The 14081-nt window shown below is 60.4% G+C and carries 10 protein-coding genes; all 10 read left to right on the top strand.

Features of this window, described 5'->3' with window-relative positions; translation table 11 throughout:
- Window positions 1–59 precede the first annotated feature (59 nt).
- Entirely contained in the window at window positions 60–947 is an 888-nt protein-coding gene (gene gluQRS / locus QZR30_RS17820; protein ID WP_056845698.1) for a tRNA glutamyl-Q(34) synthetase GluQRS, read from the top strand.
- 62 nt (window positions 948–1009) lie between these two features.
- Window positions 1010–1186 carry a hypothetical protein gene (locus QZR30_RS17815; protein WP_003176118.1) on the top strand — a complete coding sequence of 59 codons (177 nt, stop codon included), beginning with the start codon at window positions 1010–1012 and terminating at the stop codon, window positions 1184–1186.
- Entirely contained in the window at window positions 1170–4124 is a 2955-nt protein-coding gene (locus QZR30_RS17810; protein ID WP_162252747.1) for a sensor histidine kinase, read from the top strand. The genes QZR30_RS17815 and QZR30_RS17810 overlap by 17 nt, the downstream gene beginning before the upstream one ends.
- Before the next feature lie 22 nt (window positions 4125–4146).
- Window positions 4147–5586: a sigma-54-dependent transcriptional regulator gene (locus QZR30_RS17805; protein ID WP_059397704.1), complete on the top strand. Its 1440-nt coding sequence runs from the start codon at window positions 4147–4149 to the stop codon at window positions 5584–5586.
- A gap of 697 nt (window positions 5587–6283) precedes the next feature.
- Window positions 6284–7687, top strand: a complete 1404-nt coding sequence (locus QZR30_RS17800) for a polynucleotide adenylyltransferase PcnB (protein WP_046069541.1) — start codon at window positions 6284–6286, stop codon at window positions 7685–7687.
- Between the two features lie 2 nt (window positions 7688–7689).
- The gene (gene folK, locus QZR30_RS17795; protein ID WP_046069542.1) at window positions 7690–8172 is read left to right on the top strand and encodes a 2-amino-4-hydroxy-6-hydroxymethyldihydropteridine diphosphokinase; all 483 of its coding nucleotides are present in this window, start codon (window positions 7690–7692) and stop codon (window positions 8170–8172) included.
- Between the two features lie 322 nt (window positions 8173–8494).
- Window positions 8495–9295, top strand: coding sequence for a 3-methyl-2-oxobutanoate hydroxymethyltransferase (gene panB, locus QZR30_RS17790; protein WP_046069543.1), 801 nt, complete (start codon window positions 8495–8497; stop codon window positions 9293–9295).
- Window positions 9292–10143 carry a pantoate--beta-alanine ligase gene (gene panC / locus QZR30_RS17785; RefSeq protein WP_046069544.1) on the top strand — a complete coding sequence of 284 codons (852 nt, stop codon included), beginning with the start codon at window positions 9292–9294 and terminating at the stop codon, window positions 10141–10143. The genes panB and panC overlap by 4 nt, the downstream gene beginning before the upstream one ends.
- A gap of 226 nt (window positions 10144–10369) precedes the next feature.
- Window positions 10370–12034: a glucose-6-phosphate isomerase gene (gene pgi, locus QZR30_RS17780; protein WP_046069545.1), complete on the top strand. Its 1665-nt coding sequence runs from the start codon at window positions 10370–10372 to the stop codon at window positions 12032–12034.
- A 103-nt stretch (window positions 12035–12137) separates the two neighbouring features.
- A complete protein-coding gene (gene acs / locus QZR30_RS17775) occupies window positions 12138–14075 on the top strand; it encodes an acetate--CoA ligase (protein ID WP_311903769.1) in 1938 nt (645 codons plus the stop codon).
- Window positions 14076–14081: the final 6 nt, after the last annotated feature.

The raw sequence follows: 14081 nt of genomic DNA, 5'->3' as shown, positions 1-14081 counted from the left end.
CGTGCTAACGCCCCATTTTTGTTTCTGGCGTTTACCGCTTTTGCAGTAGTATCCGGCCCATGACAGCCTCTACCTATATCGGGCGTTTCGCCCCCACGCCCAGCGGCCATTTGCACTTCGGCTCACTGGTAGCCGCCCTCGCCTCCTACCTAGACGCTCGCGCCCACCACGGTCGCTGGTTGATGCGCATGGAAGATCTCGACCCACCGCGTGAAGAGCCCGGCGCCCAGGCAGCAATCCTGCATGCCCTGGAAAGCTACGGCTTTGAATGGGATGGCGATCTGGTCCGACAGAGCGAACGGCATGATGCCTACGGCAAAGTGCTGAACGATTTGTTCAGCCACGGCCTGGCGTACGCCTGCACATGCTCACGTAAACAGCTGGAACCCTATAACGGGATTTACCCCGGCCTGTGCCGCAATGCCGGCCACGATCAGCAAGATGCCGCCATCCGTCTGCGCGTGCCCGAACTGGAATACCACTTTACTGATCGCGTACAGGGCGAGTTCCGACAGCATTTGGGTCGCGATGCTGGCGATTTCATCATCCGTCGCCGCGATGGCCTCTACGCCTACCAATTGGCCGTGGTCCTCGACGACGCATGGCAAGGGGTTACCGATATCGTGCGCGGCGCCGACCTGCTCGACTCCACCCCGCGCCAGCTGTACCTGCAAGAGCTACTGGGCCTGCGCCAACCGCGTTACCTGCATGTGCCGCTGATCGTACAGCCGGACGGCCACAAGCTGGGCAAGTCCTACCGTTCACCGCCGTTGACGGCCGACCAGGCCACGCCTTTGCTGCTCCGGGCCCTGCGCGCCCTTGGCCAGCCAGCCGGCGATGAACTGCTGCACGCCAGCCCACGGGAGCTGCTGAATTGGGGCATTGCACACTGGGACGCCACCCGCATCCCACGCACACTCACGTTGGCCGAAGCGCAATTGAGCTGAAGGCGCTTGCAGGTTGCCAGCCATCCGTTACCATCGCCGCAGATTTTCAATCAGAGGCCAACATGTACATCTATCGATTGGTCCTGCTGCTGGTCGTCGGGATCTACCTGTTTTCCCCCGCCATCATGGATTGGTGGATCGACGCCACGGGCGCCTGGTACCGCCCCTATCTACTGTGGCTGATCCTGATCGTCGTGACCTTCATCCTGCAGAGCCAAAAAGATGCCGATGAGCTTTAGTCTCACCCAGATGCTGCTGATCAGCGCCGCCTACCTGGCTGCGTTGTTCGGTGTGGCCTGGATCAGTGAGCGCGGGATGATTCCGCGGGCGATCATTCGCCATCCGCTGACCTACACCTTGTCCCTGGGCGTGTACGCCAGTGCCTGGGCGTTCTATGGCACGGTAGGCCTGGCCTATCAGTACGGCTATGGCTTTCTCTCCAGCTACCTCGGGGTATCCGGCGCCTTCCTGCTGGCGCCAGTGCTGCTCTACCCGATCCTGAAAATCACCCGTACCTACCAGTTGTCGTCCTTGGCGGACCTATTCGCCTTTCGCTTTCGCAGCACCTGGGCCGGCGCGCTGACCACGATTTTCATGCTGATCGGCGTGCTGCCATTACTGGCCTTGCAAATCCAGGCGGTAGCCGACTCCATCAGCATCCTGACCCGCGAGCCAGTACAACACCTTGTTGCCCTAGCTTTCTGCGCGCTGATCAGCCTGTTTACGATTTTCTTCGGCTCGCGTCATATCGCCACCCGTGAGAAGCACGAAGGCCTGGTGTTTGCGATTGCCTTTGAGTCGGTCATCAAGCTGATCGCCATCGGCGGCGTCGGCCTTTATGCGCTTTACGGTGTGTTCGACGGCCCGCAACAGCTGGAACTCTGGCTGCTGCAAAACCAGACCGCCCTCGCCGCCTTGCATACTCCCTTGCAGGAAGGCCCCTGGCGCACACTGCTGCTGGTGTTCTTCGCCTCGGCGATCGTAATGCCGCACATGTATCACATGACCTTCACCGAAAACCTCAACCCCCGTTCGCTGGTCAGCGCCAGCTGGGGATTACCGCTGTTCCTGCTGCTGATGAGCCTGGCGGTGCCGCTGATACTGTGGGCCGGCCTGAAACTGGGGGCCACCACTAATCCTGAGTACTTCACCCTGGGCATCGGCATTGCCGCCAACAGCCCGGCCCTGGCGCTGCTGGCGTATGTCGGCGGTTTGTCGGCGGCCAGCGGGTTGATCATTGTCACTACGCTGGCGCTCTCGGGCATGGCGCTCAACCATCTGGTGCTGCCGCTGTACCAGCCGCCGGCCGAAGGCAATATCTACCGCTGGTTGAAATGGACCCGCCGTGCGCTGATCATCGCGATCATCATGGCTGGCTACGGGTTCTACCTGCTGCTTGGCGCCGGGCAAGACCTGGCCAACCTCGGCATCGTCGCGTTTGTCGCCACCTTGCAGTTCCTGCCGGGCGTATTGTCGGTGCTGTACTGGCCAACCGCCAATCGGCGTGGCTTTATTGCCGGGCTACTGGCGGGAATCCTGGTGTGGGTTGTCACCATGCTGCTACCGCTGGTCGGCAATTTGCAGGGTTTCTACATCCCGTTGCTGAACATGATCTACGTGCTCGACGACACCAGTTGGCACATGGCGGCCATTGCCTCGCTGGCCGCCAACGTACTGATGTTTACCCTGATCTCGCTGTTCACCAACGCCAGCCCCGAAGAAACCAGCGCTGCCGAAGCCTGCGCGGTGGACAACGTACGCCGCCCGCAACGCCGCGAGCTGCATGCTGCCTCGCCCCAGGAGTTCGCCACGCAACTGGCCAAGCCCCTGGGCGCGAAGGCGGCGCAAAAGGAAGTCGAGCAGGCACTGCGTGACCTCTACCTGCCGTTTGACGAGCGCCGCCCCTACGCGCTGCGCCGTCTGCGCGACCGTATCGAGGCCAACCTGTCCGGGCTGATGGGCCCCAGCGTCTCCCAGGACATGGTCGAAACATTCCTGCCCTACAAGGCTGGCGGCGAAAACTACGTCACCGAAGACATCCATTTCATCGAAAGCCGGCTGGAGGATTACCATTCGCGCCTCACCGGCCTGGCCGCCGAGCTCGACGCCCTGCGCCGCTACCACCGCCAGACCCTGCAGGAACTGCCAATGGGCGTCTGCTCCCTGGCCAAGGACCAGGAGATCCTGATGTGGAACAAGGCTATGGAAGAACTCACCGGCATCGCCGCGCAACGAGTGGTGGGTTCGCGACTTAATACCCTGGGCGATCCCTGGAAAGAACTGCTCCTGGGCTTTATCAACCTGCCCGATGAGCACCTGCATAAACAACACCTGGCCCTCGACGGTCAGACCCGTTGGCTCAACCTGCACAAAGCTGCCATCGATGAGCCCCTTGCGCCTGGTAACAGCGGCCTGGTATTGCTGGTGGAAGACCTGACCGACACACAAATGCTCGAAGACAAGCTGGTGCATTCCGAGCGCCTGGCCAGCATTGGCCGCCTGGCGGCGGGCGTGGCCCACGAAATCGGCAACCCGATCACCGGGATCGCCTGCCTTGCGCAGAACCTGCGGGAAGAGCGTGAAGAAGACGGTGAAATCACCGAAATCAGCGGACAAATCCTCGAGCAGACCAAGCGCGTCTCACGCATCGTGCAGTCACTGATGAGCTTCGCCCACTCCGGCGCGCATCGGAATCAGGATGAAGCGGTGTGCCTGGCCGAAGTGGCGCAGGATGCCATTGGGCTGCTGGCCTTGAACCGACGCAATTTCGAAGTACAGTTCTTCAATCTGTGTGATCCGGAACATTGGGTCGATGGCGACTCACAACGCCTGGCCCAAGTGCTGATCAACCTGCTGTCCAATGCACGCGACGCGTCGCCGGCCGGCAGCGCGGTACGCGTCAAGAGCGAGGCTTTCGAGCATACGGTCGACCTGATCGTGGAAGACGAAGGCAGCGGCATTCCACAGAACATCATGGACCGATTGTTCGAACCTTTCTTCACCACCAAGGACCCCGGTGAAGGTACCGGTCTGGGCCTTGCACTGGTCTATTCCATCGTTGAAGAGCATTATGGACAAATCACCATCGACAGCCCGGCTGACACAGAAAGCCAACGCGGCACCCGTATCAGGGTGACCTTGCCGCGTCATGTCGAAGCGACGTCCGCTGTGAACTGAGACCGTCGAGAGAATTGAATCAATGCCGCACATTTTGATCGTCGAAGACGAAACCATTATCCGCTCTGCCTTGCGCCGCCTGCTTGAACGTAATCAGTATCAGGTCAGCGAAGCCGGCTCGGTGCAGGAAGCCCAAGAGCGATTCAGCATTCCCACGTTCGACCTGATTGTCAGCGACCTGCGCCTGCCCGGAGCCCCGGGCACCGAGCTGATCAAGCTGGGCCAAGGCACCCCGGTGCTGATCATGACTAGCTACGCCAGCCTGCGCTCGGCGGTGGACTCGATGAAGATGGGCGCGGTGGACTACATCGCCAAGCCTTTCGACCACGATGAAATGCTCCAGGCCGTGGCCCGCATCCTGCGTGACCGTCAGTCGGCCAGCAGCGCGCCTGCCGAACAGCGCCCAGCCGGTAAAACGATCAACGGCGCCGACAAGCCAGGCGTCGACAACAGCAACGGCGAGATCGGCATCATCGGCTCCTGCCCACCGATGCAGGATCTGTACAGCAAGATCCGCAAAGTAGCGCCGACCGACTCCAATGTATTGATCCAGGGCGAGTCGGGGACCGGTAAAGAACTGGTAGCCCGCGCCCTGCACAACCTGTCCAAGCGTGCCAAGGCACCGATGATCTCGGTGAACTGCGCGGCGATCCCCGAATCCCTGATCGAGTCCGAATTGTTCGGCCACGAAAAAGGCGCGTTCACTGGCGCCAGCGCCGGGCGCGCGGGGTTGGTGGAAGCCGCAGACGGCGGCACCTTGTTCCTCGATGAGATCGGCGAGTTGCCCCTGGAAGCCCAGGCCCGCTTGCTGCGGGTGCTGCAGGAAGGCGAGATTCGACGCGTCGGTTCGGTGCAATCGCAAAAGGTCGATGTGCGACTGATTGCTGCGACACACCGTGACCTCAAGAGCCTGGCCAAGATCGGCCAGTTCCGTGAAGACTTGTATTACCGTCTGCACGTGATCGCGCTCAAGCTGCCGGCCCTGCGCGAGCGCGGCGCCGACGTCAACGAGATCGCCAGTGCATTCCTGTTGCGCCAGAGTGCGCGCATCAACCGTACCGACCTGAAATTTGCCGCAGACGCCGAGCAGGCGATCCGGCATTACTCGTGGCCGGGTAACGTGCGGGAACTGGAGAACGCGGTCGAGCGTGCGGTGATTCTGTCGGAGAGCCCGGAGATTTCCGCCGAGTTGCTGGGTATCGATATCGAGCTCAGTGACCTGGACGACGATGATTTCATTGGCTTGGCCCCGCAACAGGGCGGCGCTAGCAATACCAGCCATGAACCGACGGAAGATTTGTCACTGGAAGACTATTTCCAGCATTTCGTCCTCGAGCATCAGGACCATATGACCGAGACCGAGCTGGCACGCAAGCTGGGGGTGAGTCGCAAATGCCTGTGGGAACGGCGTCAGCGCCTGGGCATTCCACGGCGCAAGACCGGAGTCGCCAGCGAAAGCTGAGGGTGCGCCCCACCAGGTAACACCTGCTGATGTGAAAAAACTGTTACCGCTGACTTTTCACGTAACAGAAGCCGGGGCTTACGGTAACGAAGCCCCGGCTTTTTTTTGGCCCCGAAAACCACAAAACCACCTCAACCCCCCGATTTTGCTGGCCGGCACAAAAGTTGGCACGCACCCTGCTATATGCTTAGTACAAAAACAATAACAAGCTTTGTACAAGACAATAAAAATAAGACGAATCGACTCACGCATAACAAAAACAACACGGCGGAGGCGCAGCTAACTGATTCTTTTGGAGAGGCGTTGCATTTGGGGCTTGCCCCGCAACCAGGCCGAGAACAACAAAAACTGCCCTAAGGCAGAGCCTGAACTGGTTGGATCGTAGATCAGCAACACAGCGACCAAAGCAATCCGTTTGCTCTTGACTCCCAATTGGGAGTGTCATGAAGGTGAAGCTTCATGGCGAGGGCGATCAACAAAAACAAGAAGCCCGAAATCAATAATAAAAATAGAGCACGCAACTACTTCTGGGGGAGCTTCGGCTCCCCTTGTAGTTTCCGGCATTTGACGTTCTGAAGCTTATGGCGCAATGCCTGTAGCTTGTTCCTACACCATCCCCCGACTAAATGCTAGAATCCCGGCCCATCATGCGGTCATTCTTCGTTATGGCCGAACATTCCTTCAAACAGTGCATCCCATGCTGAAGAAGTTGTTCCAGTCATTCCGTTCTCCCTTGCGTCGAACGCAACACAAACGCAGCACGCCTGAAGTGCTCAATAGCAGCCAGCATTCGCTGCAACGGGCTCAATTCAGCCGTTACGCAGTGAACATCGTCGAACGTTTGCAGAACGCCGGCTACCAGGCTTACCTGGTGGGTGGTTGCGTACGCGACATGCTGCTCAATATCACGCCCAAGGATTTCGACGTCGCCACCAGCGCCACGCCTGAACAGGTACGTGCCGAGTTTCGTAATGCACGCATCATCGGCCGGCGCTTCAAGTTGGTGCATATCCACTTTGGACGCGAAATCATCGAGGTCGCCACCTTCCGCGCCGGCCACCCGCAAAACGACGAAGAGGAAGACACCAATCAGTCTTCCCGCAACGAAAGCGGGCGCATCCTGCGCGACAATGTCTACGGCACCCTGGAGGAAGACGCGCAACGTCGCGACTTCACCATCAATGCCCTGTATTACGACCCGGTCAGCGAGCGCATCCTCGATTACGCCAATGGCGTACACGACATCCGCAATAACCTGATCCGCCTGATCGGCGACCCAACGCAGCGCTACCAGGAAGACCCGGTGCGCATGCTGCGCGCCGTGCGCTTCGCGGCCAAGCTCAACTTTGGTATCGAGAAGCACACCGCTGCGCCGATTCGCGAGCTGGCGCCAATGCTGCGGGAAATTCCCTCGGCGCGCCTGTTCGAAGAAGTGCTCAAGCTGTTTCTCTCGGGCTATGCCGCCGACACCTTCGAAATGCTTGTCGACCTGCAGTTATTCGATCCATTGTTCCCGGCCAGCGCCGAGGCCTTGGAATACAACCCAACGTACACGCACACACTGATCAGCGAAGCGTTGGTCAACACTGACCTGCGCATCAAGCAGAACAAACCGGTAACCCCAGCGTTCCTGTTTGCCGCCCTGTTGTGGCCAGCCCTGCCCAAGCGAGTGCTGCGCCTGCAGGACCGTGGCATGCCGCCGATCCCGGCCATGCAAGAAGCGGCACACGAGCTGATCACCGAACAGTGCCAACGCATCGCCATCCCAAAACGCTTCACCATGCCGATCCGCGAGATCTGGGACATGCAGGAGCGCCTGCCGCGCCGCAGCGGCAAACGCGCCGACCTGTTGCTCGACAACCCGCGCTTCCGTGCCGGCTACGACTTCCTGCTGCTGCGCGAAAGCGCCGGCGAGCAAACCGACGGCCTGGGCGAATGGTGGACCGACTATCAGGACGCCAATGATAGCCAGCGCCGCGAAATGATTCGCGAGCTGGGCAGTAAAGGCGATGGTGTCGGTGAAGGACCGAAGAAGCGTCGCCGCAGCGGTAGCAAGCGTAAACGCAACGCCGCCGACGCCTCGGGCGCCGCAGGGGAATAAGCGTGGAGCGTATCTACATCGGCATGGGCAGCAACCTCGCTGCCCCGGACCAGCAATTGCGCCGCGCGATCACAGCCCTGTCGCAACTGCCAGACACCACCCTCGCCGGTGTCTCCGCGTTCTATCAAAGTGACTCCCTGCTTCCAGGCCAACCGCGCTTCACCAACGCGGTGGCGGCCCTGGACAGCAACATGGCCCCGTTGGACCTGCTCGATGCACTGCAAACCATCGAGAAGGATCAGGGCCGCGAGCGCCATGAGCGTTGGGGCCCACGCACGCTGGACCTGGATATCCTGCTGTTTGGCGATCGCTTGATCGATGAGCCGCGCCTGAAGGTGCCGCACTACCAGATGCACGTGCGGGCGTTTGTGTTGTATCCGCTGGCTGAGCTGGCGCCAGCCGACCTGCAGTTGCCTGACGGGCAAAGCCTCAGCGGCCTGCTTGAAGCCTGCCCATTCGTCGGCCTGGAACGCTTACCTTCGTAGGAGCGAGCTTGCTCGCGAAAATCGCCAACGTTAACGTGCACAGCCTGCTTAAACGCGGTGCCCACGCGTTCTTCGCGAGCAAGCTCGCTCCTACAATCGCATCAGTAACAGCGGTAACACCGCCATCGTAACAATGCGGTAACACATCCAATTGACTTCCCGTGTCCTCCTCACGACTATAGGCGTCCCGCTGCCGCCAACCCGGCACTACAGGGCGCAATCCAGGCCTTATAAGCACTGCTTTCAAGACAGTGCGCCTGTATAAACGAAGACTCACGCGCGTTACTCGCTGTTTCCAAGCGCCTGAACGAGGACCCTTTTCATGCCAGACATTACCCTGACCACCTTGCAGAGCCTCAAGCTCAAGGGTGAAAAAATCACCATGCTGACTTGCTATGACGCCACCTTCGCCAACGCCTGTTGCCAGGCCGGGGTTGAAGTATTGTTGGTAGGCGATTCCCTGGGCATGGTTCTTCAAGGGAATGACAGCACCCTGCCCGTGACCACCGATGAACTTGCCTACCACACCGCCAGCGTCAAGCGTGGCAACGACGGCGCCTTGATCATCGCCGACCTGCCGTTCATGGGGTACGCCACGCTGGAGCAAACCTTCCAGAACGCCGGCAAGCTCATGCAAGCCGGCGCTCACATGATCAAAGTCGAAGGTGCAGTGTGGTTGGCCGAGTCGATCCGGCTGCTGGCTGAACGTGGCGTACCGGTATGCGCGCACATGGGCCTGACACCACAGTCAGTGAACATCCTCGGCGGCTACAAGGTTCAGGGCCGCAATGAAGCCCAGGCGCGCCAGATGCGCGCCGATGCCATTGCCCTGGAACAAGCCGGTGCCGCGATGATTGTGCTGGAGTGCGTACCCAGCGAACTGGCCGCAGAAATCACCCAGGCCGTCAAAGTGCCGGTAATCGGCATCGGCGCCGGCTCCGCCACCGATGGCCAGGTGCTGGTACTGCACGACATGCTCGGCCTGTCGATGACCGGTCACGTACCGAAGTTCGTGAAGAACTTCATGGCCGGCCAGACCAGCATCCACGCTGCGCTGAGCGCTTACGTCAGCGAGGTCAAAGCCGTCACCTTCCCGGGCATCGAACACGGGTTCTCGGCATGAACACCGTTAAAACCCTACGTGAACTGCGCGCCGCGGTTACCCACGCCCGCAGTGCCGGCAAGCGCATCGGCTTTGTGCCTACCATGGGCAACCTGCACAGCGGCCACGCAACCCTGGTGACCAAAGCCGCACAGCAAGCGGATTTCGTGGTGGCGAGCATCTTCGTCAACCCACTGCAATTCGGTGCCGGCGAAGACCTGGACAAATACCCGCGCACGCTGGCCGCCGATCAGGAAAAGCTCCTGCAAGCCGGCTGCAACCTGCTGTTCGCGCCTAGCGTCGAGGAAATGTACCCAGGTGGCATGACCGGCCAGACCCGCGTCAGCGTTCCACAGTTGTCCGAAGGCTTGTGTGGTGCCAGCCGCCCAGGGCATTTCGAAGGCGTGGCCACGGTGGTCAGCAAGCTGTTCAACATGGTCCAGCCGGACATCGCCGTATTTGGTCAGAAGGATTACCAGCAACTGGCGGTGATACGTGCAATGGTCCATGACCTGAACATGCCGATCCAGATCATCGGCGAGCCCACCGTACGCGCAGAGGACGGTCTCGCGCTGTCATCGCGCAATGGTTACCTCACCGCAGAGCAACGCGCCGTCGCGCCAGTGCTGTACCGCGCCCTCAACCAGATAGCCACGGCCATCAAAAGCGGAGAGCGTGATTTCGCCAAGCTGCGCGCCGAACAGATCCAGCACATTGAGAACGCCGGGTTGCGCATGGATTATCTGGAAGTACGCCAAGGTGTGCATCTGCGCCCGGCCACGGCGCAAGACCGTGATGTGGTGATCCTGGTCGCTGCTTATTTAGGCACGACACGCCTGATTGATAACCTGCACCTGAACCTCGCCTGACCCCTCTTTAAATCCACAACCTGTTGCCCCCACCGCCGTGCCGGTATAAAAAAGTACCGGCCACAGCGCAGACAAAGCCAAGACATATCGACACGCTAGGTTTAATGTAATCGCCCTGCGCTACGGTTAGCGCTGTCTGGAACCCAATCCTTGATATAAGACTGGATGTTCCGGGCTTTGAAGTGTCCTAAAGGCAGTCCCTGTAATAAAAAGGAAACCCGCAGCGATGGCGTACTACCGCACCCCTCATGACGTTACCGCGCTGCCCGCCTGGCAAGCGCTTACCCAACATCGCCAAGCCATGCAGGATTTCAGCATGCGCGACGCGTTCAATGCCGATCCCCAGCGTTTTTCCCAGTTCACCCTGAGCAGCTGCGGACTTTTCCTCGATTACTCGAAAAACCTGATCACCAGCGAAACCCGCGACCTGCTGGTGGGCCTGGCCAAGGAAGTGAACCTCAAAGGCGCGATCGATGCGTTGTACGCCGGTGAGCCGGTCAACTCCTCCGAAGGCCGCCCTGCCCTGCACACTGCCCTGCGCCGCCCGGTGGGCGACAAGCTGTCGGTCAACGGTGTGAACATCATGCCGGACGTGCACAAGGTGCTGAACCAGATCACCGACCTGGTCGGCCGCATCCACGACGGCCTGTGGCGTGGCTACACCGAAAAGCCGATCACCGACGTGGTGAACATCGGCATCGGTGGTTCGTTCCTCGGCCCGGAGCTAGTCTCCGAAGCCCTGCTGTCCTACGCCCATAAAGGCGTGCGCTGCCACTACCTGGCGAACATCGATGGCAGCGAGTTCCACGAGCTGACCATGAAGCTGCGCGCCGAGACCACGCTGTTCATCGTCTCGTCGAAATCCTTCAACACCCTCGAAACCCTGAAGAACGCCCAGGCTGCTCGTGCCTGGTACCTGGCCCAGGGCGGCTCGGAGGCCGAGCTGTATCGCCACTTCATCGCCGTTTCCAGCAACAACGCCGCGGCCGTGGCCTTCGGGATTCGCGAAGAAAACATCTTCCCGATGTGGGACTGGGTCGGCGGGCGTTACTCGCTGTGGTCCGCCATCGGCTTGCCAATTGCCCTGGCCATCGGCATGTCCAACTTCAAGGAACTGCTGTCCGGTGCCTACACCATGGACCAGCATTTCCAGAACGCTCCGTTCGAAGACAACATGCCGGTACTACTGGGCTTGCTCGGCGTGTGGTACGGCAACTTCTGGGGGGCGCAGAGCCATGCGATCCTGCCGTACGACCATTACCTGCGTAACATCACCAAGCATTTGCAACAGCTGGACATGGAATCCAATGGCAAGAGCGTGCGCCAGGATGGCACGCCGGTGTCCACCGATACCGGTCCGGTGATCTGGGGCGGCGTAGGCTGCAACGGGCAACACGCTTACCACCAGTTGCTGCACCAGGGGACCCAACTGATCCCGGCCGACTTCATCGTGCCGATTGTCAGCTTCAACCCGGTATCCGACCACCATCAGTGGCTGTACGCCAATTGCCTGTCCCAGAGCCAGGCCCTGATGCTCGGCAAAACCCGCAGCGAAGCCGAAGCCGAGCTGCGTGAGAAGGGCCTGCCGGAAGCCGAGGTGCAGAAGCTGGCACCGCACAAGGTGATCCCGGGCAACCGTCCGAGCAACACCATCGTGGTCGAACGCATCAGCCCTCGTCGCCTCGGCGCGCTGGTCGCGATGTATGAGCACAAGGTGTTCGTGCAGAGCGTTGTCTGGGGCATCAACGCCTTCGACCAATGGGGCGTGGAACTTGGCAAGGAGCTGGGCAAAGGCGTTTACAACCGTCTGACCGGCGCCGAAGAAACCTTGGCAGATGATGCCTCGACCCAGGGCCTGATCAACTACTTCCGCGGTCGCCACCGCGGCTGAAGCTGGCCTCAAGGCCAACGTGCGTTTGGACGTTGGCCTTGAACCCTCCTGCCACAGGGTGCATCTTTATTACTTGTCGCAAAAACAAGAATAAGGATCGCTCATGTTCGATATCAGCACGTTCCCCGCCGCCGATGCCGTCCGCCGGGCTGCGCAACTCAGTCAAGAGGACTACCAGCGCCTCTATCGCCAATCCATCGAACAGCCGGACACCTTCTGGGCCGAACAGGCCAAGGGCTTTCTCGACTGGATAACGCCATGGCACAGTGTCCAGCAGTCAGACATCAAGACCGGAGCCGCCCAATGGTTTGCCGGTGGCCAACTGAATGTCAGCTACAACTGCATCGACCGTCACCTGGCAAAGCGCGCCGATCAGCCGGCCTTTATCTGGGAAGGCGACGATCCGACAAAGTCCTGCAAAATCACCTACCGCCAGCTTCATCAAAACGTCAGTCGCCTGGCCAACGTACTAAAAAGCCGTGGCGTTAAAAAAGGCGACCGCGTGTGCATCTACATGCCCATGATTCCGGAAGCGGCCTACGCCATGCTGGCCTGTACGCGAATTGGCGCGGTGCACTCGGTAGTGTTTGGCGGCTTTTCACCTGACGCCCTGCGTGACCGTATTCTCGACGCCGATTGCCGTACGGTGATTACCGCCGACGAAGGCGTGCGCGGGGGCAAGCCCGTGGCCTTGAAGCAGAACGTCGATAAAGCCCTGGCCAGTTGCCCGGATGTCAGTACTGTAGTGGTGGTGGAGCGCACCGGGGCCAGCGTGAACTGGAACGAGGGCCGCGACCTCAAGTATCAGGCGGCCCTGGACGCCGCCAGCGACAACTGCCCGCCCGAGCCGATGGATGCCGAAGATCCACTGTTCATCCTCTATACCTCCGGCAGCACCGGCAAACCCAAGGGTGTGCTGCACACCACCGGCGGCTACCTGCTGCAAGCGGCGATGACCTTCAAGTACGTGCTCGATTACCGAGAAGGCGAAGTGTTCTGGTGCACCGCCGATGTCGGCTGGGTCACCGGCCACAGCTACATTGTCTATGGCCCGCTGGCCAATGGCGCGACCTCGCTGATGTTCGAAGGCGTACCAAGTTACCCGGACAGCTCGCGGTTCTGGCAGGTGATCGACAAGCACCAAGTGAATATTTTCTATACCGCACCCACCGCGTTGCGCGCCCTGATGCGTGAAGGCCACAGTCCGTTGGAGAGTAGCTCCCGCGCCAGCCTGCGCCTGCTCGGCAGCGTCGGTGAGCCCATCAACCCGGAGGCCTGGGACTGGTATTTCAACGCGGTCGGCGAACAGCGCTGCCCGATTGTGGATACGTGGTGGCAGACCGAAACCGGCGGCATCATGCTCAGCCCGCTGGTCAGCGCCCAGCGCATCAAGCCGGGCTGCGCCACCCAGCCAATGTTCGGCGTACAGCCGGTGCTGCTGGATGAGCAGGGCAAGGAAATCAGCGGCGCCGGCAGTGGCGTGCTGGCGATCAAGGCCAGCTGGCCGGGGCAGATTCGCAGCGTCTATGGCGACCCGCAACGCATGATCGACACCTACTTCAAACCCTATCCCGGCTACTACTTCACCGGCGACGGCGCGCGGCGCGATGAGGACGGTGACTACTGGATCACCGGGCGGATCGACGATGTGATCAACGTATCGGGCCATCGCATCGGCACTGCCGAGGTGGAGAGCGCCTTGGTGCTGCATGACCAAATCGCCGAAGCCGCTGTGGTCGGCTACCCCCACGACGTCAAAGGCCAGGGCATCTATGCCTTTGTGACCCCAATGAACGGTGTCGAGCCCAGCGATGCGTTGAGAAAACACCTGCTGGACCTGGTCAGCAAGGAAATCGGCAGCTTTGCCAAGCCAGAACTGATCCAATGGGCGCCTGCCCTGCCGAAAACCCGCTCCGGCAAGATCATGCGGCGCATCTTGCGCAAGATCGCCTGCAACGAACTGGACAGCTTGGGAGATACCTCGACCCTGGCCGACCCGAGCGTCGTAGACGGTTTGATCGACAAGCGCCTGAACCGATAGGAACCC

Origin of the sequence: Pseudomonas sp. rhizo25 (assembly GCF_031931935.1) — a bacterium.
Lineage (GTDB): Bacteria > Pseudomonadota > Gammaproteobacteria > Pseudomonadales > Pseudomonadaceae > Aquipseudomonas > Aquipseudomonas synxantha.
This window is presented reverse-complemented; position numbering and strand designations above follow the sequence as displayed.